The 23,078-nt window shown below is 67.4% G+C and carries 22 protein-coding genes; 14 read left to right on the top strand and 8 right to left on the bottom strand.

Going from position 1 to position 23,078, the window contains the following annotated elements:
• Positions 1-41: 41 nt before the first annotated feature.
• Positions 42-2,426 carry a phosphoketolase family protein gene (locus IWX75_RS00645; RefSeq protein ID WP_196820332.1) on the top strand — a complete coding sequence of 795 codons (2,385 nt, stop codon included), beginning with the start codon at positions 42-44 and terminating at the stop codon, positions 2,424-2,426.
• A gap of 30 nt (positions 2,427-2,456) precedes the next feature.
• Positions 2,457-2,921 carry an SRPBCC family protein gene (locus IWX75_RS00640; protein WP_196820331.1) on the top strand — a complete coding sequence of 155 codons (465 nt, stop codon included), beginning with the start codon at positions 2,457-2,459 and terminating at the stop codon, positions 2,919-2,921.
• A 96-nt stretch (positions 2,922-3,017) separates the two neighbouring features.
• Here the strand turns inward: IWX75_RS00640 and IWX75_RS00635 are convergent, their stop codons facing one another.
• A complete protein-coding gene (locus IWX75_RS00635; protein ID WP_196820330.1) occupies positions 3,018-3,728 on the bottom strand; it encodes a FadR/GntR family transcriptional regulator in 711 nt (236 codons plus the stop codon).
• Positions 3,729-3,868: 140 nt separating this feature from the next.
• Between IWX75_RS00635 and IWX75_RS00630 the strand changes: the two genes are divergently transcribed.
• From IWX75_RS00630 to IWX75_RS00620, 3 genes are read left to right on the top strand one after another with little or no spacing between them, the layout of a single operon-like run.
• Entirely contained in the window at positions 3,869-5,233 is a 1,365-nt protein-coding gene (locus tag IWX75_RS00630; RefSeq protein ID WP_196820329.1) for an SLC13 family permease, read from the top strand.
• Between the two features lie 37 nt (positions 5,234-5,270).
• Positions 5,271-6,527 carry a CaiB/BaiF CoA transferase family protein gene (locus IWX75_RS00625; RefSeq protein ID WP_196820328.1) on the top strand — a complete coding sequence of 419 codons (1,257 nt, stop codon included), beginning with the start codon at positions 5,271-5,273 and terminating at the stop codon, positions 6,525-6,527.
• Positions 6,524-8,056, top strand: a complete 1,533-nt coding sequence (locus tag IWX75_RS00620) for a carboxyl transferase domain-containing protein (protein ID WP_196820327.1) — start codon at positions 6,524-6,526, stop codon at positions 8,054-8,056. Before IWX75_RS00625 ends, IWX75_RS00620 begins: the two co-directional genes overlap by 4 nt.
• A gap of 7 nt (positions 8,057-8,063) precedes the next feature.
• Here the strand turns inward: IWX75_RS00620 and IWX75_RS00615 are convergent, their stop codons facing one another.
• Positions 8,064-9,179 carry a GTP pyrophosphokinase gene (locus tag IWX75_RS00615; RefSeq protein ID WP_196820326.1) on the bottom strand — a complete coding sequence of 372 codons (1,116 nt, stop codon included), beginning with the start codon at positions 9,177-9,179 and terminating at the stop codon, positions 8,064-8,066.
• Positions 9,180-9,246: 67 nt separating this feature from the next.
• Between IWX75_RS00615 and IWX75_RS00610 the strand changes: the two genes are divergently transcribed.
• Positions 9,247-10,143 carry an alpha/beta hydrolase gene (locus IWX75_RS00610; RefSeq protein WP_334684006.1) on the top strand — a complete coding sequence of 299 codons (897 nt, stop codon included), beginning with the start codon at positions 9,247-9,249 and terminating at the stop codon, positions 10,141-10,143.
• Between the two features lie 28 nt (positions 10,144-10,171).
• Here the strand turns inward: IWX75_RS00610 and IWX75_RS00605 are convergent, their stop codons facing one another.
• The 3 genes from IWX75_RS00605 to IWX75_RS00595 are packed head-to-tail and all read right to left on the bottom strand — an operon-like array spanning position 10,172 to position 12,591.
• Positions 10,172-10,969 carry an isocitrate lyase/PEP mutase family protein gene (locus IWX75_RS00605; protein ID WP_196820325.1) on the bottom strand — a complete coding sequence of 266 codons (798 nt, stop codon included), beginning with the start codon at positions 10,967-10,969 and terminating at the stop codon, positions 10,172-10,174.
• Positions 10,966-11,604: an alpha/beta hydrolase gene (locus IWX75_RS00600; protein WP_196820324.1), complete on the bottom strand. Its 639-nt coding sequence runs from the start codon at positions 11,602-11,604 to the stop codon at positions 10,966-10,968. Before IWX75_RS00600 ends, IWX75_RS00605 begins: the two co-directional genes overlap by 4 nt.
• 9 nt (positions 11,605-11,613) lie before the next feature.
• Positions 11,614-12,591, bottom strand: a complete 978-nt coding sequence (locus IWX75_RS00595; RefSeq protein ID WP_196820323.1) for a ring-cleaving dioxygenase — start codon at positions 12,589-12,591, stop codon at positions 11,614-11,616.
• A gap of 142 nt (positions 12,592-12,733) precedes the next feature.
• Between IWX75_RS00595 and IWX75_RS00590 the strand changes: the two genes are divergently transcribed.
• The 8 genes from IWX75_RS00590 (at position 12,734) to IWX75_RS00555 (ending at position 19,415) form a co-directional block, all read left to right on the top strand.
• Entirely contained in the window at positions 12,734-13,210 is a 477-nt protein-coding gene (locus tag IWX75_RS00590) for a PGPGW domain-containing protein (protein WP_196820322.1), read from the top strand.
• A 50-nt stretch (positions 13,211-13,260) separates the two neighbouring features.
• On the top strand, positions 13,261-14,184 hold the full coding sequence (locus IWX75_RS00585) for a carbohydrate kinase family protein (RefSeq protein WP_196820321.1): 924 nt from the start codon (positions 13,261-13,263) through the stop codon (positions 14,182-14,184).
• Positions 14,181-14,708, top strand: a complete 528-nt coding sequence (locus IWX75_RS00580) for a YbhB/YbcL family Raf kinase inhibitor-like protein (RefSeq protein WP_196820320.1) — start codon at positions 14,181-14,183, stop codon at positions 14,706-14,708. The genes IWX75_RS00585 and IWX75_RS00580 overlap by 4 nt, the downstream gene beginning before the upstream one ends.
• A gap of 85 nt (positions 14,709-14,793) precedes the next feature.
• Positions 14,794-15,603, top strand: a complete 810-nt coding sequence (locus IWX75_RS00575) for a Cof-type HAD-IIB family hydrolase (protein WP_196820319.1) — start codon at positions 14,794-14,796, stop codon at positions 15,601-15,603.
• 12 nt (positions 15,604-15,615) lie between these two features.
• The gene (locus IWX75_RS00570; protein ID WP_334684005.1) at positions 15,616-16,479 is read left to right on the top strand and encodes a glycerophosphodiester phosphodiesterase family protein; all 864 of its coding nucleotides are present in this window, start codon (positions 15,616-15,618) and stop codon (positions 16,477-16,479) included.
• Between the two features lie 78 nt (positions 16,480-16,557).
• Positions 16,558-16,731: a hypothetical protein gene (locus IWX75_RS00565; RefSeq protein WP_196820318.1), complete on the top strand. Its 174-nt coding sequence runs from the start codon at positions 16,558-16,560 to the stop codon at positions 16,729-16,731.
• Positions 16,732-16,886: 155 nt separating this feature from the next.
• A complete protein-coding gene (locus IWX75_RS00560) occupies positions 16,887-17,789 on the top strand; it encodes an ABC transporter ATP-binding protein (RefSeq protein WP_196820317.1) in 903 nt (300 codons plus the stop codon).
• Positions 17,790-17,798: 9 nt separating this feature from the next.
• Entirely contained in the window at positions 17,799-19,415 is a 1,617-nt protein-coding gene (locus IWX75_RS00555; RefSeq protein WP_196820316.1) for an ABC transporter permease subunit, read from the top strand.
• Here the strand turns inward: IWX75_RS00555 and IWX75_RS00550 are convergent.
• The 3 genes from IWX75_RS00550 to pgm all read right to left on the bottom strand — a co-directional run bounded on the left by IWX75_RS00550 (position 19,405) and on the right by pgm (position 23,051).
• Entirely contained in the window at positions 19,405-20,016 is a 612-nt protein-coding gene (locus IWX75_RS00550; RefSeq protein ID WP_196820315.1) for an RBBP9/YdeN family alpha/beta hydrolase, read from the bottom strand. The genes IWX75_RS00555 and IWX75_RS00550 overlap by 11 nt on opposite strands.
• A 3-nt stretch (positions 20,017-20,019) precedes the next feature.
• Positions 20,020-21,348, bottom strand: a complete 1,329-nt coding sequence (locus tag IWX75_RS00545; protein WP_196820314.1) for a uracil-xanthine permease family protein — start codon at positions 21,346-21,348, stop codon at positions 20,020-20,022.
• Positions 21,349-21,416: 68 nt separating this feature from the next.
• On the bottom strand, positions 21,417-23,051 hold the full coding sequence (gene pgm, locus IWX75_RS00540; RefSeq protein ID WP_196820313.1) for a phosphoglucomutase (alpha-D-glucose-1,6-bisphosphate-dependent): 1,635 nt from the start codon (positions 23,049-23,051) through the stop codon (positions 21,417-21,419).
• Positions 23,052-23,078 lie beyond the last annotated feature (27 nt).

The raw sequence follows: 23,078 nt of genomic DNA, 5'->3' as shown, positions 1-23,078 counted from the left end.
TAATCAGGGGGGGGTGGACGCCGACTACGAGAAGGAGCACGATGACCGATCTGGACGTTTCCGGGCTCGACGCATGGTGGCGGGCGGCCAACTACGTCTCCGTGGGGCAGATCTACCTGCGGGACAATCCACTGCTGCGGAGGCCGCTCGAGGGCACCGACGTGAAGGCCCGCCTATTGGGTCACTGGGGCACCACACCGGGCCTCAACTTCGTCTACACGCACCTGAACCGCGTCATCGCGGAGCGCCGCCAGGAAATGCTCTTCGTGACAGGGCCGGGCCATGGCGGGCCGGCGAACGTCGCCAATGCCTGGCTCGAGGGCACCTACTCGGAGGTCTACAGCCACGTCGGCAAGGATGAATCAGGGCTGAAGGAACTCTTCCGGCAGTTCAGCTACCCCGGCGGAATTCCGTCGCATGCGGCACCCGAGACACCCGGTTCCATCCACGAGGGCGGTGAACTCGGCTATACCCTTGCGCACGCGTATGGGGCGGTCTTCGACAATCCGAACCTGATCGCGGCGGCAGTGGTGGGGGACGGGGAGGCGGAAACCGGACCGCTGGCCGCAAGCTGGCACTCGAACAGCTTCCTGGACCCTGCGGTCGACGGCGCAGTGCTCCCGATCCTGCACCTGAACGGCTATAAGATCGCCAATCCCACGGTGCTGGCGCGCATGCCGGAGGAGCAGCTGCGGCAGCTGATGTACGGGTACGGGTATGAACCGCACTTCGTCACCGTGACGGACCCGACGGCCACCGAGGCGGCCCACCGGGACTTCGCGGGAGTACTCGACTCGTGCATCGACGGTATCCACACCCTCCAGGAGCAGGCGCGTGTCTCCCCGGCGGGAGCGGACACTGCCGCTGCGCGCTGGCCCATGATCGTGCTCCGCTCACCGAAGGGCTGGACCGGCCCGAAGACGGTGGACGGCAAGCAGGCCGAGGGCACTTGGCGTGCCCACCAGGTGCCGTTGACCGGGATCCACAGCAATGAGGAGCACCTGCACCAGCTCGAGGAGTGGATGCGCTCCTACCGTCCCGACGAGCTGTTCACCGGGAACGGCGAGCTGCAGCCCGCAATCGCACGGCAGGCGCCGGAGGGCAGCCTGAGGATGAGCGCCACACCGTATGCCAACGGCGGCTGGCTGCTGCGGGATCTTCTGCTCCCCGCCTACGAGGATCATGCCGTACAGGTCTCGAGCCCTGGCGCCGAAAGGGTGAGCCCCATGATGACGGTGGGAGGCTATCTCCGGGACATCATCGCGGCGAACCCGACGAACTTCCGGCTGTTCGGCCCGGACGAGACGGCGTCGAACCGGCTGTCCGCCGTCTACGAAGTAACAGACAAGGCGTGGCAGCCTCGCATCGAGGACGTCGACGAACATCTGGCACGGTCCGGCCGCGTGATGGAGGTCCTCAGCGAACATCTGTGCCAGGGCTGGCTCGAGGGCTACCTGCTGACCGGGCGCCACGGCGTCTTCAACTGCTACGAGGCGTTCGTCCACATCGTCGACTCGATGTTCAACCAGTACGCGAAGTGGCTCAAAGTGCACCAGGAACTGTCCTGGCGGCGACCCATCGCGTCCTTCAACTACCTGCTGTCCAGCCATGTGTGGCAGCAGGACCACAACGGCTTCTCCCATCAGGATCCCGGTTTCATCGATCACGTGGTGAACAAGAAGGCCGACGTCATCCGCGTCTACCTGCCACCGGACGCCAACACCATGCTCGCCGTCACCGAGCACTGCATGAAGACCCGGGACACCATCAATGTGATCGTCACCGGCAAGCAGCCCACACCGACGTGGCTCGGCCCGGAGGAAGCGCGGCTGCATGTTCGGCGCGGGATCGGGATCCTCGACTTCGCCGGGAGCGAGGAGCAGGGGCTGGACCCCGACGTCGTCCTCGGGTGTGCCGGTGACGTGCCGACGCTCGAGGCGGTGGCGGCCGCGGGCCTGCTGAAGCAGAGTATTCCCGGCCTGAAGATCCGGGTGGTGAACGTGGTGGACCTGATGCGCCTGCAGGATGAGTCGGAGCACCCGCACGGACTCCCGGCCAGGGATTTCGACACGCTCTTCACCACCACGAAACCGGTGGTCTTCGCCTACCACGGGTATCCCTGGCTGATCCATCGCCTGACCTACCGGAGGAACAACCACGCGAACCTGCACGTTCGGGGATATAAGGAGGAAGGCACGACGACGACGCCGTTCGATATGGCGATGCTGAACCAGATCGACCGGTTCCAGCTCGCCATGGACGTGATCGACCGCGTGCCCTCCCTCGGCTCGACCCAGGCGCAGCTGCGGCAGGACCTCCAGGACCAGCGGCAGCGGGCCTGGCAGTACACGCGCGACGCCGGCAAGGACCTCGAGTCGATCACCGGCTGGACGCTGAATGAATCTTCGCCGGATGACGCGAAGTAGGAAGTGCCCCAACCAGAAGGAGAACGCCCTATGACTGAAACAAGCATCACGGCAAGCCGGACCATCGACGCCCCGGCGGACGCAATTTTCACCATCCTCTCCAATCCCGCCCAGCACGCAGCCCTCGATGGTTCAGGGATGGTGCAGTCGGACGACAAGTCGGACCGCATCACCGCCGTCGGGCAAAAATTCACCATGAACCAGCACTGGGAGAAGATGGGCGGTGACTACCAGACCGATAACCACGTGGTGGGCTACGACCCGAACAAGCTCCTCGCGTGGAAGACCGCTCCGGCCGGGGAGGTTCCCCCGGGCTGGCAGTGGGTCTGGGAGCTCCAGCCCGCAGGCCCCGATTCCACTGAGGTCTCGGTGACGTATGACTGGACCCATGTCACGGACAAGGAGATCCTGAAAAAGCTGTCCTTCCCCGAGGTATCCGTCGAGGACCTCGATGCCTCACTGGGGAACCTCGCGTCAGCGGTTTCCGAGAAGTAGCACTGAACAACGGCGAACGTGCCGGAAAACGACGGGCGCGCTGGTTCTATCCGGCGCGCCCGTCGTTTTCGGCGGCGCTACTTCAGCAGCGCTCCACTACTTCAGCAGTGCCACGTCGGACACGAGCTCGATGTGCTTCTGCATTGTTTCAGCTGCAGCGGGCGCGTCCTGCCGACGGATCGCTGCGGCGATAGCACGGTGTGATTCGAGTGATTGTTCCGGCCGGCCGGGCTGCGCGAGGGACTCAAGGCGTGTCTCCAGCACCATTTCGCCGATGAAGGCCATCAGCTGCGCCATCACGGGTGAATGGGCCGCCGCCGTCACCGACTGGTGGAACATCTCGTCGCCATGCGCGCCGCGGTCGCCGTCGTCGATCTCCGCCTGCATCGTCGCGAGGGCGGTGTCGATCGCCGACAGGTCCAGCTCGGTACGCCGTTCGGCGGCAAGGGAGGCGAGCCGCACCTCGAGGGTGCTCCGGGCCTCCACGATGTCCGGAAGCCGGCTTTGATGCTCGCGCAGGCCCTTGATCACCGCGGCGACGCTCGGCCGGTGGCGCAGCACTGCGCCGGTGCCGTGCTGGACGTCGATGACGCCGAGCACTTCCAGCGCAACGAGGGCCTGCGCCAGTGTGGCACGCGAAACGCCGAGCCGCTCGGCCAGCTCACGTTCAGCGGGCAGCAGGTCCCCGGGCCCGAGCTTCGAGGATTCGATGTGACGGAGCAGCTGCTCGACGAGCTGTTCGTAGAGGCGGGGACGTGTAAGGCGCCCGAGGGCTCCGGGGACCGGCAGTTCCGGCAAATCCGGCATGAAGGCCTCCCGGCAGGTCGAGGGCGAAATCGGTGGCAACAGGACGCGGAACTAATTGACAAGCTGCTGCACTCTCCTACAGTCTAGGCCAGTGAGCCTGTAACCCGCCTCACATCGATACCGTCCGCTGGAGGATAAAGATGTCCGCTCCACTGCTCTCGATCATCATCCTTGCGGCGATGTTCCTGATCGCCACACTGCTGCCCATCAATATGGGTGCCCTCGCCTTTGTCGGCGCTTTCCTTCTAGGCGCGGTGGTCCTGGGGATGGAGACCGACGACATCATTGCCGAGTTCCCCGGCGGGCTCTTCCTCACACTGGTCGGCGTCACGTACCTCTTCGCCATCGCGCAGAACAACGGAACCATCGACCTGCTGGTCCAGGGCGCCGTCAAGCTGGTCCGCAACCGTGTGGCGCTGATTCCCTGGGTGATGTTCTTCATCACCGCCGCCATCACTGCTGTGGGCGCACTCGGCCCGGCGGCAGTTGCCATCATGGCCCCCGTGGCCCTCGGCTTCGCAGCGCGCCACAAGATCAGCCCGCTCCTCATGGGCATGATGGTCGTTCACGGCGCCCAGGCCGGCGGATTCTCACCGATCGCCGTCTACGGCGTCATCGTCAACGGCATCGTGGCCGACACCGGCTTCGAATCGAGTCCCCTCGCCATCTTCCTCGCCAGCTTCATCTTCAACCTGCTGATCGCCGTCGCGCTGTTCATCGTGCTCGGCGGACGCAAACTGTTGTCGAGCCGTGTCGGGCACTTCGTGGAGGAGGCCGCCGAAGCACGCATGAATCTGAGTGCCGGTGCAAGGGCAGCGGATGTCACCTTCAAGGGAACCGGCAGCGGAACCTACGGTCCCCGCGACCCTGCCGGCGACGGCGCTGTTGCCACGAAGTCCCGCGAGGACAGGATTTCGCAGACCGCCACCATCATCGGCCTCATCGCCCTCGCGGTCATTGCGCTCGGCTTCAGCGTGGACGTCGGATTCGTCGCCATCACGGTGGCCGTCATCCTGGCCCTCATCTCGCCCAAGGCGCAGAGCGGTGCGGTCAACAAGATCGCCTGGTCCACAGTGCTCCTCATCTGCGGCATGCTGACCTTCGTCGGAGTCCTCCAGGCAGCCGGCACCATCGAGTACGTCTCCGACGGCGTCGCGAGCCTCGGCATGCCGTTGCTGGCCGCACTCCTCATCTGCTACATCGGCGCCGTCGTTTCGGCATTCGCCTCCTCGACCGCCATCCTCGCGGCCCTCATCCCGCTGGCCATTCCCTTCCTCGAATCCGGTGAGGTGGGTGCCGTGGGCGTGGTGGCCGCGCTCGCAGTGTCGTCCACCATCGTCGACGTATCACCGTTCTCCACCAACGGCGCGCTGGTCCTCGCCAACGCCCCCGAGGGGACCGACAAGGACCGCTTCTACAAGCAGATCCTCGGATACGGCGGACTCGTGGTGCTTGCCGGTCCGGTGATCGCCTGGCTCATCCTCGTGGTTCCGGGCTGGTTGTAGACCGCCCGCGACATCATTTCCAGGAAAGGAACAGCACATGACACCGGAAATCGACCAGGATCCGACGCCGACAGGTGCGGGACCCCTCAGCGGCTACCTCGTGGTGGATCTCAGCCGGGCGCTTGCGGGCCCCCATGCAGGAATGATGCTCGGGGACCTCGGCGCCCGGGTGATCAAGGTGGAAAATCCCGGCTCGGGGGATGACACCCGGGGTTGGGGACCGCCGTTCGTGGGCCCGGAGGATGACCGCCAGTCGACGTACTTCCTCTCCTGCAACCGCAACAAGGAGTCGATCGCCCTCGACCTGAAGAGCGACGACGGCCAGGACGTGCTCCGCAACCTGATCCGGCGGGCCGACGTCCTCGTTGAGAACTTCCGGCCCGGTGTACTGGACCGGCTCGGCTTCTCCACCGATGCGATGCATGAACTGAACCGCCGCCTCGTCATCCTGTCGATCACCGGCTTCGGCCACGACGGACCCGAAGCCACCCGGAGCGGCTACGACCAGATCGTGCAGGGCGAAGCCGGCCTCATGTCCCTCACCGGGCCCGGCCCCGAGGACCCACAGCGGGTGGGCGTGCCCATCGCGGACCTGCTGTCCGGCATGTACGGCGCCTACGGTGCGCTCGCCGCGCTGCTGGAGCGGGACCGCACGGGCAGGGGGCAGGTGGTGCGGACCTCGCTGCTCGCGGCAATCATCGGGGTACATGCCTTCCAGGGGACCCGGACCACCGTTGCCGGCGAGGTCCCCCAGGCCCAGGGCAATCACCATCCCTCCATCGCTCCCTACGGCCTCTTCAGCTGCAGGGGCGGCAAGGTGCAGATCAGCGTGGGCAGCGAGAAATTGTGGGCGACCTTCGCGAGGACGTTCGACCTCGACCCCACTGCACCTCGGTTCGCCACGAACTCGGACCGGGTCATCAATCGCAATGCCCTGATCCTCGACATCGAGGACGCCTTTTCGGCCTTCGAAGCCGAACCTCTGCTGGAAAAGCTCAACGCGGCGGGCATCCCGGCAGGCAAGGTCCGCAGCCTCGACGAGGTGTATGCCTGGGAGCAGGTGCACTCGCAGGGCCTGCTCGTCGACGTGGAGCACGAAACGCTGGGCAGGATCAGCCTCCCCGGTCCGCCGCTGCGTTTCTTCGGTGCCGACGGTGAGAGCACGAATACCGGGCATGCTGCGCCACCCCTGCTCGACGGCGACGGTGAGCGCATCCGGGCCTGGCTCGCGGCCGACGATGGCGGCGGCAGCACCAACGATGGCGGTAGCAGTAACGACGGCGCCCGTCGGTGAGTGGCGGCCCCGCAACCGCCGGACCAGGAACCGGCGCACCCGGACACCTCTCCGCACGTGAACTGATCGGCGTCGTCCTTGACCCCGGCTCCTTCTCCTCCTGGGATTCACCGGTGACCGAGCCGACCGAGGGCCGGGAAGGATACGCCGAGGAATTGCGGCGGGCGCGGGAGAAGAGCGGCGTCGACGAATCGGTCCTCACCGGGGAGGGACAGATCCGGGGCCGTCGCGTAGCGGTCCTCGTCTCCGAATTCCGCTTCCTCGCCGGGTCGATCGGCTCCGCTGCGGCCCGCCGGATCGTCTCGGCGATCGAGCGGGCCACCAGGGAGGGGCTGCCCCTCCTCGCCGGCCCGGCGTCGGGGGGCACCCGAATGCAGGAGGGGACTCCGGCGTTCCTGGCCATGGTGGACATCACCGGAGCGGTCCGGGCCCACCGGCAGGCCGGCCTGCCCTACCTGGTCTACCTGCGGCATCCCACGACCGGCGGTGTCATGGCGTCCTGGGGCTCGCTCGGCCATGTGACGGTAGCCGAACCCGGCGCGTTGCTCGGCTTCCTCGGCCCGCGGGTCTATGAGGCGCTGTACAGCCGGCCCTTCCCGGAGGGAGTGCAGACCGCCGAGAACCTTTTCGACAAGGGACTGATCGACGCCGTCGTTCCTCCCGCCCAGCTGTCCGGAATCGTGGACCAGGCACTCAACGTCCTCGTTGCAGCGCCCGGGAAGCCCCCGACCGCCCCGGAAACGCTGGGCGTCCGGCCAACTGAGGACGCGGCGTGGTCGTCCATCCTCATTTCACGGAACCGGCGGCGCCCCGATCTTCGGCGCCTGCTCGCGTTCGGCGCCTCGGATGTCCTTCCCCTCAACGGCACCGGCCAGGGTGAAAAGGATCCGGGGTTGTTCCTGGCGCTGGCACGCTTCGGCAGCCGGCCCTGCGTGGTGCTGGGTCATCAGCGCCCCCGGCGGAACGATGACGCCGCCATGGGTCCGGCGTCCCTCCGGGAGGCGCGGCGCGGCATGAGGCTCGCCGAGGAACTCGGGCTGCCCCTGCTGACTGTCATCGACACCGCCGGAGCGGCGCTCTCGCAGGAGGCGGAAGAGGGTGGACTCGCAGGCGAGATCGCCCGCTCCCTGCACGACCTCATCGGGCTTGCGTCGCCGTCGGTCTCGGTGCTCCTCGGCCAGGGGGCGGGCGGCGGCGCGCTGGCGCTCCTTCCTGCGGACCGCACCATTGCGGCCCAGCATGCCTGGCTCTCACCCCTGCCTCCCGAGGGGGCAAGCGTCATCGTCCACCGGAGTACGGAATTCGCCGACCGTATGTCGAATGCGCAGGGCGTGAATGTCGCCGCGCTGCATGCCCGCGGCATCGTGGATCACGTGGTGGATGAACGGCCCGACGCCGCCGAGGAGCCACGCGCGTTCTGTACCCGGATGGGAGCTGCCATCGAATACGAACTCTGGTCGGTCACGGCCGTGCCGGAGGAGACCCGCAGGCGCCGGCGGATCGAGAAGTACCGGGTCCTGACCGACTGAGGTGGCGTTACCGGGCCGAGCCCGCCCCGCGTGACCGGAAGATCTCCATCTGGCGGAACCTGCGCTGCAGGCTGTCCCGGCGTGGACTTGGTTCGATACCGGGATCCTCGGCCGTCAGGTCGATATGCCGCGCGCCGTAGTGCCACAGCAGCATGTCGTCCAGCAGGCGGTCGGGCCCGGGGGAGTAGCGGTGATCGAGGGCCCGCCGCACGGTGGTGATGGTGTCCGCCTGCAGCAACGCGGCGAGCTCGATGGTGGTCCGGAGTTCGTGGGCGGCCAGCAGTTCGGCCGCCCATCCCCAGTTGTCGTCGGCTTTCCTGTCGACGTGCGGAAGCAGGGTCTGCCAGACGTGCCGGATCTGATTGGGCGTCAGTGGCGCGCTGCCCTCCCCGTCCTCATCCCAGAAACCCGTGACCGTCTCATACCGCTCGTGCAGTTCGGCGAAGGCCGATTCGACGGTTTCGAGCATTGCCGCGGTACCGGTGAACTGGCGGTCGAAATAGGGACTCCACGCCTTCGGATTCGACGCCTTGAACCGGATGTCGTGCTCGATCTCCGACCAGGCGTGGGCGAGGACCGTGCGGATCTGCACCTCGAAGAGGTAGCTTCCGCCCGCCTTGGACTCGGGGTGCTGGGCGTGCTGGAACCGGCGCACCGCGTCATTGTGGATGGTGCGCATGATCAGGTGGCGGCTTGAGTAGCCGTAGGTTCCGGACTCGATGGAGCCGATATCCTTTTCGCGGTCCCCCCGGCAATCGAAGTCCTGCCGCTGGCGCTTGATGAGGTTGGCGGCGAGGTCCACCTCGTGGGGCAGCGTCGTGATCACACGGACGCCCACGAGATCCGTCAGGTTTCGCATCGGATCGGGGAACACGAGCGTGGGTGCGGCGTCGGGCTCCGGAGAGGCGAGCGTGCGCGACGCCTTGTCCCGGAAGGACTCCACCGTCTTGGTGCGCGCGGTCACGAACAGCGGATGCAGTTCCGAGGAATCGAAAATCCCCTGCATGCTCCTGCGCATCTCCTCGGTCACCTCCACCAGGGCAGGCCGGATGCGTTCGAATTCACGGGTGCTTGCTTCGACTGCGGGGCGCAGGTGGTGGTCGAGGTCGTCCCAGGCGCTCAACGGTGCCTCCAGTTCCAGTGGTGTTCCCCAATCCTAACTTCCTCCCGGGAAGGGCTAGGCTTCCCCTGTGGAGCATCCGGGACGACGCACGATTCTTGCCCTGTGGGCGGCTGCCTGGGCGGCCATGACAGCAGCGTGCACGCCCCGTCCTGCCGGCGGAAACCCAGCGGAAAGCGCTGCGGCCGCTCCACCCGAGCGTTACGCCTACGGTGGAGATCCGAGCCAGTTCGCGGACCTCTACCTGCCGACCGGGCAGGCCGTGCGCGGCGTGGTCGTCATCGTCCACGGCGGGTACTGGCGCTCGACGTACGGCGCGGAGCTGGGCGAACCCCTCGCCCTGGATCTGGTGCAACGCGGGTATGCGTGCTGGAACCTCGAATACCGCCGCGCGGGCAACGGCGGCGGATGGCCGGCCACGTTCGACGACGTGGCAGCCGGCATCGACCTGCTCGCCACGGCGGCGGAGGAACATGGCTTCGACACGAGGACGACGGCGGCGCTGGGCCACTCCGCGGGCGGCCATCTTGCAGTGTGGGCGGCAGGGCGGGCCACCCTCCCCGCCGGCGCTCCGGGCAGTGGGACACCCCGCGTGGCGCTGCGGGCCGTTGTCACCCAGTCCGGCGTACTGGATCTGGCCGACGCGCAACGCCTCGGTCTGAGCAACGGGGCAGTGGAGAACCTGCTGGGGACAGGTCCCGACGGCGATCCGGTCCGCTACCGCCTTGCCGATCCGATGACCGCCGTTCCCCTGGACATTCCCGTTTACGCCCTGCACGGGGAGGATGACACCACGGTGCCACGCAGCCAGTCCGCAGACTATGTCGAAGCAGCACGCCGGGGGGGAGCCGAGGCCACGCTGACCATCATTCCCGGCGACCACTTCGCCATGATTGAGCCCGGCACCCGTGCGTGGGAGCGCGTGGTCGAAACCCTCGAGCTCGCTCTCCGCAGCGCCCGGGTCTGAGGGGGGACGCAGGGTCCAAGGGCCGAGCTCAGTTCAGCGGGCGCGTCCCTTCGGGGAGTGCTCCATCCGCGAGGAGGTCGGCTGCAGTGTCGGCGAGGGCAGTGAGAGCCACGCGCTGCGTCCAGGGGCCATAGGAGATGCGGGCGACGCCGAGTTCCTGCAGTTTCGATGGTGCAAGGGAGCCGGGCACGTTGATCACGCTGACGCGCTGCTGCCCGATTCCCTCCACCAGCGCCCGGACTGTCGGCTCATCGAGCAGACCTGGCACGAAGACGCTCGCTGCACCGACCTCGAGGAACGCTCGTCCACGCTCGATCGCATCCGCAAGGACGTCCTCCCGGCTGCGGTCGGCTGCCTTGAGGAAGGCGTCGGTGCGGGCGTTGAGCACGAAGTCGACGCCTTCTGCCTGGCCGGCCCTCACTGCGGCCTCCATCTGTGCCACGGCATCGGCGAGCGGCCGCATCTGGTCCTCGATGTTCGCCCCGACGATGCCGACGCCGATCGCGCGCCGCACGGTGTCCCCGGGGTTGCCGTAGCCCGATTCGAGATCGGCGCTGACGGGGAGGGAGGTTGCGGCGGCAATGCGTCCCACGGCCTCGATCATGAGGTCCACGGGAATGTTCTCGCCGTCGTCGTACCCGAGCGATGCAGCAATGGAGTGGCTTGCGGTGGCCAGCGCCTCCGTTCCGGGCACTGCTGCGATGGTCCTTGCCGTGATGGCGTCCCAGACGTTGATCACCTGCAGGATTTTCGGCGACGTGTGAAGACGCAGCAGTTCGGTTGCCTTGGCGGACAGGTTCGCGGATGTCGCGGAGGGAGTAGTCATGAAGCCACCCTACGGCTGCGCTCGACCAGCCAGGCCGCGGCGCCGGTGATGTCCGAGGAGTGCACCCCGTGGCCGCCTCCACGCACCGAGCGGGTGAGCCGGGCTCCGCGGCTTTCGAGCACTGCGGCCAGCTGCTCCACGCTGGCCAGCGGTGCCATGGGGTCGGTGTCGCCATTGAACAGTGCGACGTCGGTGGCGGACAGGTTTGCATCGACCGTGCGTCCCTCCAGCGGATACATTCCCGAGAAGGCGACGACGCCGTCCAGCGCCTCCGGATGGAGGAGGGCCGCGGCGAGAGCGATGTTGGCCCCGTTGGAGAACCCGACGGCAATGACCTGTCGGCCATCGATGCCGTACGTTCGGCGGGCCCAGGCCAGGAAAGCGGCAAGTTCCCCAGCCCGTCGGATGACGTCGTCGACGTCGAACACACCCTCCTCGATACGACGGAACCAGCGGTTCATTCCGTTCTCCTGTACCGGGCCGCGTGGCGAAAGGACACCGGCCTGCGGTGCCAGACGTGCGGCAAGGGGCAGGAGGTCGGATTCGCTGCCGCCGGTTCCGTGCAGCAACAGCAGCACCGGTTCGTCGGTGCTACCCGGTTCGAAGACGTGCGGCCAGGCGTGGTGTCCTGTCATGGTCAGCTCCTACTTGAAGAATGCCTGGACGGCGGGATTGTTCTCCCCGGGAAGTTCGATCTTCGCCACCGCGGAGGAGATGGCTTCACGGTTCGGCTCGAGCCACGGCGGAAGCTTGAGGGAACGGCCGAGTTCGAGCAACGGCTCGTCGATATTGAAGCCCGGTGTGTCAGTGGCGATTTCGAACAGGGTGCCGCCCGGTTCGCGGAAGTAGATGGAGGTGAAGTACTGGCGATCCAGGATCGCTGTCACGCTGTAGCCGCGCCCGGCAAGTTCCTGGCGCCAGACCTCCTGGGTCGCCTGGTCGGGTACGCGGAAGGCGATGTGGTGCACTGTTCCACCGGCCACCAGGCCGCGCTCCGCGGAGAGGTCGGCCACTACGTCCACGACCGTGCCGGGTTCGCCGTCGTGCGTGGATAGCCGGTACCGGCCATTGGACTCGCCCAGCAGCCTCATGCCGAGGTCCTGGGTCAGGGTTTCGAGGGTGGGCCCTGGATCGGTGACGGTCAGCACCGAGGAGTGCTGTCCACGGACGGCGTACTGGGCGGGCACCGAGGCGGAGTCCCACGGGTTGCGCGGGTCACTCAGCGAGGACGCCACGAGGTCGATCTGCAGGCCGTCCGGATCGCGGAGGGACAGCCGCTCCTCTTCGGACGAAGCGCGGGAGATGCTTGAGGCAACACCGATTCCCTTGAAGTGCTCCTGCCACCAGCCGAGGGTTCCCTGGGGAACGGAGAACGCCGTGGTGGTGGACTGGCCACTGCCGACGCGGCCGCTGCGTACGCCCTGCCACGGGAAGAAAGTGAGCAGCGAGCCGGGCGTGCCGGACTCGTCGCCGTAGTAGAGGTGATAGGTGCCGGGGTCATCGAAGTTGACCGTCTTCTTCACCAGTCGGAGCCCAAGGCCCCGAATGTAGAAGTCGATGTTGCGTTGCGGGTCCCCGGCAATGGCCGTTACGTGGTGCAGGCCCTCGGTCTTCGCGGTCACGATAGTCCTCCTGGATTGTTCGACGGCCGGCTCGGTCTTCGATATAGATGCAAACACATGAAGATCACATTTTGTTCCGTGCCTCTCCCGGCAGCCGTCCCGAGCGTCGAATTACGGCCGCCGACTATGCAATCCTGTTTAGGTGGCAGCTAAAGAGCGCGTTTCCGGGTGGGTACGGCGCACCGGCATCGAGATTCTCGGCTGGTCCCTCGTGGTCCTCGGCCTTGCCGCCCTGATTCTCCCCGGACCAGGACTGCTGATGCTCGTAGGCGGGCTGGCCGTCCTGTCCCAGCAGTACGACTGGGCCAAGCGCCACCTTGCACCGGTGAAGGCCCGCGCTTTCCAGGCCGCAGCCGTCGGCGTCAAGACCATTCCGCGCATTCTCCTGAGTTGCCTCGGAGCGCTCATCATCATGGGACTCGGCGTGCTGTGGATCCTGCAGGTTCCCGTGCCCGGTTGGTGGTTCCTCTCCGACGACCTGTGGCTGTTCGGCGGCTCAGGTACCGGAATCAGCCTCGTCGTTTCCTCGCTGATCGCGCTGGCCCTCATCGCCTACAGTGTTCGCCGTTTCCGGGGGAAACCCGACCCCGGTAGAACGGCCGTCGACGGTGACGCGTGAGGGAAACTTTCACGGCGTAGTATTCAGGTCCGGCTGGTACTTTTGACAGGGTGCTCACCGTAATCGGGGAAACCCTCATCGACGAAGTCCTCAGCGACACCGCCTCTCCGCGCGCCCATGTGGGCGGGAGCCCCATGAATGTCGCAGTGGGCCTTGCCCGGCTGGGTCATCCCGCACAGTTCGTGGGGCGGTTCGGGAATGATGACTACGGGCGCCTGATCCAGCAGCACCTCCGCGACAACTCGGTGCTGTCGCCCTTCAGTCCTGACGCCCACCCCACCAGCGTGGCTACGGCGCGGCTGAATCCTGCGGGAGGCGCCTCCTACGAATTTCAGCTGGTGTGGGACCTGCCGGAACTCCACGGGCACTCAACCGATCTGTTGAACGGCACTACCCTCCTGCATACGGGCTCCATCGCCGCCATGCTGACCCCCGGGGCCGCGGAAGTGCTGAAGCTCGTGGAGCAGGCGCATCCCCTGGCCACGATTTCCTATGACCCGAACTGCCGCCCGACCATCATCCGCGACGCGGATTTCGCGCGCACGGCCGCTGAGCGGTTCGTGGCGCTCGCCGACGTCGTGAAGGCCTCCGACGAGGACCTCGAATGGCTGTACCCGGAAAGATCCGCACTGGACTCGGCACGGGCCTGGCTGGCCCAGGGTTGCTCGCTCGTCGTGGTGACCCGCGGTTCGAAGGGACCATGGGGAGTGTGTGCGGCAGGTGAGGTCGACGGAAAGGCTCCTGCCACCAGCGTGGTGGACACTGTTGGCGCGGGGGACTCGTTCATGGCGGCCCTGCTCGGCGCGCTCGTCGACCTCGAGCTCGACGGCGCCCATCGCCGGGAGGAGCTGCGCCGAATAACACAGCAACAGCTCACCACCGTGCTCGCCTATGCCGCACGGGCAGCAGCGGTGACCGTTTCACGCGCGGGTGCAAACCCGCCGACCCGATCTGAACTAGGAGAACACCTATGACCCGCGATCCCTACGCCGACCTTCCGAAGGTTGCCGAGTTCCAGTTGACCAGTGAGGACATCGACCACCGGAAGCCGCTCAAAGCCGCGCAGGCTTCAGGAATGATGGGTGCGGGCGGCGAGGATCTCTCCCCGCAGCTGTCCTGGTCGGGTTTCCCGGAGGGCACCCGAAGCTTCGCGGTCACCGTCTACGATCCGGACGCCCCCACGGCGAGCGGATTCTGGCACTGGGCCGTGTGCAACATCCCCGTCGGTACCACGTCCCTGGATTCCGGCGCAGCGAGCGGCGGCGGGTCGGGCCTGCCCCAGGGCGCGATCCAACTGAAGAACGACGGCGGCTTCGCCGGTTTCGTCGGTGCGGCACCTCCGGAGGGGCACGGCCCCCACCATTACCACGTAGTGGTCCACGCCGTCGGCGTCGAGACCCTCGATCTTCCGGCCGATGCGAGCCCGGCCTACCTCGGTTTCAACCTGTTCACGCACGGCATCGGCCGCGCACGCCTGATCGGGACATTCGAGCAGTAGCGGGCGGAGCCGGGTTCGGCAGCCGGGTACAGGAGCAGGGTCCAGCAGCAGGGTTCAATGGAGTGCAGACGAAGGAGTGGGGAGAATGCGGCTGGTCGCAAGCGATATGGATGGCACGATCGTGGGCTCGAACGGCAGGATGAGCCCGCGGACTGTCCAGGCCTTCCAGGACTGCGTAGCGGCCGGGGTCGACGTCGTCTTCGTGACCGGCCGGCCGCCGCGCTGGCTGCAGCCGCTGCGCGAGCAGCTCGGCCATCTGGGCACCGTCATCTGCTCCAACGGCGCGTTGACGTACGACCTGAAGGCCGAGCGCGTCCTCGATGTCCACCTGCTCGACCATCAGCACATCTACGAGGCCCGGGACATCATCCGCGGGCTGTATCCGGCCGCGGCGTTCGCCGCCGAAACGGTCTCGGGCTTCATGATCGAGCCGGGCTTCGCCGATCCCGGAACGTCGGAGATCCTGGGGAGCGTCGAGGCCCTCGCTTTCGAGGATTCGCTGCCGGGTGAGGACGTGGTCAAGTTCCTTGCCCGGGAAAGGGACGTCCACCCCGACGAGTTCCTGCACACGGTCCGCCCGGCCGTGCAGCACCTCGTCTCCGCTACCCATTCGGCGCCGGCCATCGCCCTGCTGGAGATGGCGGTCCCTTCCATCAACAAGGCAGTGACCCTTGCCGAGTATGCGAGGGCGCGGGGAATTCCCGCATCCGACGTCGTTGCTTTCGGAGATATGCCCAACGACATCCAGATGCTCGAGTGGGCCGGACACGGCTACGCCATGGCTTCGGGCCACCCCGCGGCCCTGGAAGCCGCGAACCTGGTGGCGCCGGCGTTCGAGGACGACGGCGTGGCGCAGATCCTCGAACAGCGCCTGGCCGCACTCAAGACGGCCTGACGGCGCGGGCTGGTGAGCCTCCCGTATTTCTCTGCCGCGCACCCTGTTTCGGCGCAGCAACCCGTGCCGGCGCACGACGGCGGACGGCGGCCACTCGCATTGTCACACCGCGGGTTCGCTCCGGACGGCGACGAGAATTCCGTGGCGGCTTTCTCCCGGTCCTTGGAACTGGGGTACGGCTGGCTCGAAATCGACGTGCGTACTTCACGCGACAGTGTAGTGATGGTGTTCCATGACAGACTGCTGGATCGGGTGACCGACGCCTCCGGGCCCCTTGCTGATCGGACGCGGGACGAGCTCCGCACCGTGCTGATCGGCGGGCGCGAGCCCATCCCGACCTTTGAGGAGGTGCTGCTGCGCTGGCCGCACCTCCGGTTCAACGTCGACATCAAGGACGATCCGTCGGTGGAGGCGTTCGCCGACGTCGTCAACAGATGTCGCGCACACGACCGCGTGCTGGTGGCGTCCTTCTCCGATCGCCGGCGGAAAAAGGTGCTGCGCCTGCTCACCCGGCGCACGGCGTCCTCGGCAGGCATGCTGGTGAACGTCCTGATCCGCACGCTCGGTCCCTTCGGGCTGACGCGGGCCATCGCCCGCGTAGCCGGGATAGACGCCGTGCAGGTTCCGCTGCGCTACCGGGGAATCCCCGTGGTGACAGCCGGCTACGTCCGGCGGTGCAGGGCTGCATCGCTCGAGGTGCATGTGTGGACCATCAACGACGAGCACACCATGGCAAGGCTGCTGGACCTGGGGGTGAGCGGCATCGTCGCTGATCGGGCGGACCTGCTCGCCGGGGTCATGAAGCAGCGTGGATGCTGGCCGCAGGGGCGCGACTCAGGGCCGGAATTGCCGCCGTTCCGTAGTACCAAGGCATAGCCAGCGTGCCCGGAACACGCGTAGGCTCGAAAACAGCCGACCTGCTGTTGGCTGTCGGAATCACCGAAGGAGTTCATCATGGGTTTGAGCAATATGATCAAGAATGCTGCCGGGAAGTATGCAGGAAGGGCCGGCCGCCCCGCTGGAGGAAGCCCCCGAACAGGCGGGCTGAACACCGGCAGGGGAACAGCAGGCACGTCCGGCACTGGAGGAATCGGCGGAAAGATCCGCAGCATCCTCAACCGGCGCTGACGCGCCCCGCAAGGTCCCAAGGGACAGCGCTGACGGACAGGTGCGGGCTGCCGGGGAGGTAGCCCGCACCCGCCCTCGGGCGTGCGCTGCGAAGAGCGCGCACGACCGAGGCGGCCGCTTTGGGCATGCGTTGCCAACCAGGAATGGAACCGGCCATGCCGACAGGATCGTTTCCCGTCATCGAGACCACCCACCTCCGTAAGAAGTTCGGCCGCGCCGCCGCGCTCACCGGCCTCGACCTCAGCGTCGAGCCCGGCGAGGTTCACGGGTTCCTCGGGCCCAACGGTGCCGGCAAGTCGACCACCCTCCGGATCCTCCTGGGCCTGATCCGTCCCACCTCCGGTACGGCCCGCGTCCTTGATCTGGACCCGTGGGTGGACCCCGTCCGGGTGCACCGCGACATCGCCTACGTTCCCGGAGAAGTGAGCCTGTGGCCGGGTCTGTCGGGCGGCGAGGTCGTTGATCTGCTGACCGGCCTGCGTGGCGGCGCGGACGAAAGGCTTCGCCGCGAGCTCATCGACGAGTTCGATTTCGACCCGCGGCGGAAATGCAGGACCTATTCCAAGGGCAACCGCCAGAAGGTGGCACTCATTGCCGCGTTCGCCCGCCCGGCCCGCGTCTACCTTCTGGATGAGCCGAGCGCGGGCCTGGATCCGGTCATGGAGTCCGTTTTCCGGCGCCAGGTCGAGCGTGTCAGCGGTGGGGGAGCCACGGTGCTGCTCTCCAGCCATATCCTCAGCGAGGTGGAGCAGCTCTGTGACCGGGTCACCATCATCCGCGCCGGAAGCGCCGTGGAATCGGGAACCCTGGCCGAGCTTCGCCATCTGACGCGGACCCGCTTCCGGATCACGACCGCAGCCTACCCGGCGATGCTGGAGGCACTGCCGGGGGTGCATGACCTGCAGAGCGACGGCACGGGAATCGTCTTCGACGCCGACGCCGCCGCACTGGGCTCCGTGCTGGAATCCCTCGCGGCCGCCGGTGTCACCGGGATCACCGCGGCCCCGCCCTCCCTCGAGGCACTGTTCCTGCGCCACTACACCGGCCCGGATGACTAGGTGTAGCTGATGCGCGCCGTCGTCCGTTTGGGCCTGGTCCAGGCACGCCGGGACCACACGGTCCTGGCCGTGTGGATTCTGGGGATCGCGCTGCTGGGCCTGGTCACTTCGACGGCCGTGGCCGGCCAATTCGGGAACGACGAACGGGCGTCGCTCATCTCCGTCGCAGCGGCAAGCCCGGCTTTCCTCTTCCTCCGCGGGCTGCCCGACGGCACCGGTATCGGAGCGGTGGTGTTCTTCCAGGGATACTCCTTCACGGCGGTCCTGGCCGGCCTGATGAGCACCCTCCTCGTCATGCGGCACACACGCGCCGATGAAGCGCTCGGACGTTCCGAACTCGTCGGATCCACTCCGGTTCCCCGTACCGCACCCCTTGCAGCGACGCTGCTGTTGGGAGCCTGCGTGAACCTGATTCTGGCCGTGGCGGTGGCCGCCGGTTTCGCCGCCGCCGGTCTGCCGGCGACCGGATCACTCGTGGCCGGCGCGGCGGTCGGCGCGGTGGGGCTGTTCTTCGGAGGCGCCGCCGCGGTGGTTGCCCAGGCACTTCCTTCGGGGCGCAGCGCCAACGGGGCCGCCGCAGGCCTGGTCGGCGCCGCCTACCTGATCCGGGGCATCGGTGACGCCCTTGGCACCCCTGATGCCGGTCTGGTGCGCGTTACCGCGGCGTGGCCCTCACTGCTCTCGCCCATCGGTTGGGGGCAGCGGTCCCGGCCGTTCACTGCCGGCGATCCCGTACCGCTTCTGGTGCTGATAGCGGCCGCGTCGGTACTGGCAGCGGCAGCGGTGCTCGTTCGGAACCGGCGGGATCTCGGTGCCAGTGTCCTGCACGAGGGTGACGGAAAAGACCGGGCCGGCGCAGGAGAGGCCTCCTTCCTGCGCCTGGCCTGGCGCCTTCAACGTTCTCCGCTGACCGGCTGGTGCATCGCCGCCCTGGTACTCGGTGCAGTGGCCGGCGGCCTCGGTCCGGTGGTGGGGGACGCCCTGGCCGGCAACCTGTCCCTCCAGAACCTGATCAGCCGCCTCCTGCCGGGCAGCCAGGCCGACATCGTCGATCTCTTCACCACCGCGCTGCTGGGCATGGCCGGTGTTCTCGCCGCTTCCGCAGGAATCCAGGCGGTACTTCGGCTGCGGGCCGAGGAGGCCGAGGGGCAGGCCGAACTGCTCCTCGCCGTCCCTCGGTCCCGTGCACGATGGCTGGCCGCACAGCTCGTTCTGGCCGCCTTGTCGGTGACAGCGGTCGCTGCGACCGCGGGTACTGCAGCGGCCATCGGGCTGGGATTGTCCGGAGCGGGCAGCAGCTCGGGAGGAACTATCGTGGCCGCGGCGCTGGCTCACGTACCGGCTGCGGCCGTCTTTCCGGTGGTGGCGTCACTCGTCGTCGCCGTCGCGCCACGGCTGGGCAGTCTGCTGGGCTGGGGATTCCTGGCCGTCGGGCTGATCCTGGGCCAGTTCGGGGAGCTGCTCGGTCTTCCGGGATGGGTGCAGGACATCAGCCCGTTCCGCCATTCCCCCGCCATGCCCGTTGAATCCTTCGACGCCGGTCAGGCCTTGGCCATGACCGCCATCGCCCTCGCCGGAGCCGCACTGGCCACCTACCTGATCCGGAGGCGCGACCTCACGGCTTGACGCGCGCAGCCAGGGATCCGTCGGGGTCGCTTTTCTCCTGCTGTGTGGTCTCCCCCAGGATTCCGGCCAGTCGTTCCCCGAGTTCGGGAAACTCCCTGTATCCGTCGCTTCCGAGAAAATGGCCGGCGTCGTGCACTTCCACCAGCGACGCCGACATGCGCTCCGCCAGGGCGCGCGTCAGTCCGGGAGGCACCACAGGGTCATCGGTGGAGGCGAAGACCGCCCGGTGCGTGGTGCGCCTCGCCAGCGCGGGAACGTCGACCGGAACCGCGGTGAAAGGGTCGAGCAGCGGAAGTGCCGGGATGCGCTCCGCGAAGCCGGCCACGAGGAGGATGGCGTGCAGCGACCAGTTCCCATCCAGTGCGTCGAGGTAGCGCAGGGCTGCGGCGCAGCCGAGGCTATGGCCGACAAGGATCGTCGATTCGTCGGGCCGACCGACGGCGGTTCCGATGCTTTCCAGCCAGGGGCCCGGCAGCGGTTCCTGCGGGGTCGGCAGGTCGATGACCTCGATGGTGGCCCGCGTCGCAAACGTCTCCTGGAGCCAGGGGAACCAGTGGTCGCCCGGGGAGGCCTGGTAACCCGGGATCACGAAGATGCGCACCGGTCACCCGAGTTTGGAGGGACGGCTGCCATGGTCGGTGGACTCCGGCTCGCCGGGCACGACGGCGTGCTCGCTCCCGCGCACGCGGGCGATCGCCGTCATGCCGTGGAAGATCAGAAGCGCAGCACCCGTGCCGAGGGCGATCCCGGCGAAGGTGAGGTCGCCGATGATCCAGGTGAAGTCCGCGATACCGATGACCAGGGCCACGCCGGCCGTGGACAGGTTGATTGGATTGGAGAAGTTGACCTGGTTCTGGACCCAGATCCGGACGCCGAGGATGCCGATCATTCCGTAGAGCACCACGCCGGCGCCGCCCAGGACACCCGGTGGAACGGTGGCGATCAGTGCCCCGAATTTCGGGAACAGGCTCAGCAGGATCGCGACGATCCCCGCGACCCAGTAGGCCGCCGTGGAGTAGACGCGCGAGGCCGCCATGACGCCGATGTTCTCCGCATAGGTGGTGGTGCCGGAACCTCCGCCGGCTCCCGCGATCATGGTGGCAAGGCCGTCGGCCATCAGCGCCCGGCCGGTGAGCGGGTCGAGGTTGCGGTTGGTCATGGCCGCCACCGACTTCACGTGTCCGATGTTCTCGGCCACTAGGACGAGGACCACCGGAACGAACAGTCCGACGACGGAGAGGTGGAACTCCGGGGTGGCGAATTCGGGCAGGCCGATCCAGGCAGCCTCGGAGATTGCGGCGAAGTCCACCTCGCCGCGCAGTACCGCGACGAGGTAGCCGACCAGTACGCCGACGAGGATGGACAACCGCCCGAGGATTCCCTTGAACAGGACTGTGACCAGCAGGATGGTGACCACGGTGACCACGGCCGTCACCGGCCCCTGCTCGAAGCTCGCCTTCGCCGTCGGCGCCAGGTTCAGGCCGATCAGGGCCACGATCGCACCTGTCACCACCGGGGGCATCACCACCTGGATCCAGCGCGAACCCGCGCGGTGGACCACTGCGCCGATCAGGGCGAGCGCCGCCCCGGCCATCAGAATTCCACCGAGGGCCCCGGCGGCGCCGTGCTGGCTCTGGGCGGCGGCGATGGGTGCGATGAAGGCGAAGCTCGAGCCGAGGTAGCTGGGGACGCGGCCGGCGGTGATGACCAGGAACAACAGCGTGCCGATGCCTGAGAACAACAGGGTGGTGGACGGCGGGAATCCGGTGATCAGCGGCACGAGGAACGTGGCACCGAACATGGCGACCACGTGCTGCGCCCCGATCCCGATGGTGCGGGGCCAGCTGAGCCGCTCATCAGGGGCCACGAAGCCGGAGGCGGTGACGTTCTTGCCGTCGCCGTGGACGGTCCAGTTGGTTCCGAGTGCGCTCATGGCTGTGCCTTCCAACGGGGTTTCGTGATCCCCAGAATCCTACCGCCAGCAGGTCTCCGGGCCGCGCGTCAGCCGCCGATCACGCCGTCGACCAGCAGTTTCGCCTCAGCCTGCACCTGCGCCAGGTGCTGTTCCCCCAGGAAGGACTCGGCATAGATCTTGTAGACGTCCTCGGTGCCCGAGGGCCGTGCGGCGAACCACGCATTCTCCGTGGTGACCTTCAGTCCACCGATGGGTGCACCGTTGCCCGGGGCCTCCGTGAGACGGGCGGTGATGTCCTCGCCGGCCAGGGTGGTTGCCGTGACGTCCGACGGCGACAGCTTTCCGAGGGCTGCTTTCTGCTCACGGGTCGCGGCTGCGTCGATCCGCGCATACACCGGTGCGCCGAACCGCTCGGTGAGCCCCGCGTAGTGCTGGGACGGCGTCTTTCCCGTCACGGCGGTGATCTCCGAGGCGAGCAGTGCCAGGAGGATGCCGTCCTTGTCGGTGCTCCACGGTGAGGCATCGTGGCGGAGGAAGGAGGCCCCTGCCGATTCCTCACCCCCGAAGGCCAGCTCTCCCGAGAGGAGCCCCGGAACGAACCACTTGAAGCCGACGGGCACCTCCTGCAGCACCCGGCCGAGGTCGGCCGCAACGCGGTCGATGATCGATGAGGAGACGAGCGTCTTCCCGACGACGGCGTCGGCGCGCCAGGACGGACGGTTGCGGTAGAGGTAATCGATCGCCACTGCAAGGTAGTGATTGGGGTTCATGAGCCCGGCGTCGGGGGTCACGATGCCGTGGCGGTCGGCGTCGGCGTCGTTGCCCGTGGCGATGTCGTACTCCGACGCCCGGGCGATCAGGGATGCCATGGCGGAGGGGGAGGAGCAGTCCATGCGGATCTTCTCGTCCCAGTCCAGGGTCATGAACGCCCACTGGGGGTCGACGGCAGGGTTGACGACCGTGAGGTTGAGGTTGTGGCGTTCGCCGATCGCTCCCCAGTAGTCCACCGACGCGCCGCCCATCGGGTCCGCGCCGATGTGCAGCCCGGACTCCCGGATGGCCTCGAGGTTGAGGACGTTCGGCAGGTCATCGACGTAGTGCTGGAGGAAGTCGTACGTGCCGATGCCCTCGGCCTGCTGGGCCTCGGCGATCGGGACGCGCTTGACGCCCCGCAGGCCGTCCTCTAGGAGTTCGTTGGCCCGCGCCGCGATCCAGTTGGTCGCATCGGAATCGGCCGGTCCGCCGTGGGGCGGGTTGTACTTGAATCCGCCGTCGCCGGGGGGATTGTGCGACGGGGTGATGACGATGCCGTCGGACTGATCGGTGCGGCTGCGATTGTAGGCGAGGATCGCATGCGAGACGGCCGGCGTCGGCGTGAATGCTCCTCGGGCATCGATCCGGACCGTCACCCGGTTGGCCGCGAGGACTTCCAGGGCGGTGTTCTGGGCCGGTTCGGACAATGCGTGGGTGTCCTTGCCCATGAACAGCGGACCGGTGATGCCCTGCCCGGCCCGGTACTCGACGATCGCCTGGGTGATCGCGGCGATGTGTCCCTCGTTGAAGGAGGCCTTGAGCGAGGACCCCCGGTGGCCGGAGGTGCCGAACGCAACACGCTGCGCCGGGTCACCCAGCTCGGGTACGACGTCGAAATATGCGTCGAGGAGTGCCGTCACATCAATAAGGTCGCTGGGTAGGGCAACGGTGCCCGCTCGGTTAGCCATGGCCCCAGCATGTCAAAGAACCAACCG

Origin of the sequence: Arthrobacter sp. CAN_A6 (genome assembly GCF_015751715.1) — a bacterium.
In the GTDB taxonomy this organism is placed as follows: Bacteria; Actinomycetota; Actinomycetes; order Actinomycetales; family Micrococcaceae; genus Arthrobacter_D.
The sequence above is the reverse complement of the archived record's forward strand: the minus strand, read 5'-3'. Positions and strand labels throughout refer to the sequence as shown.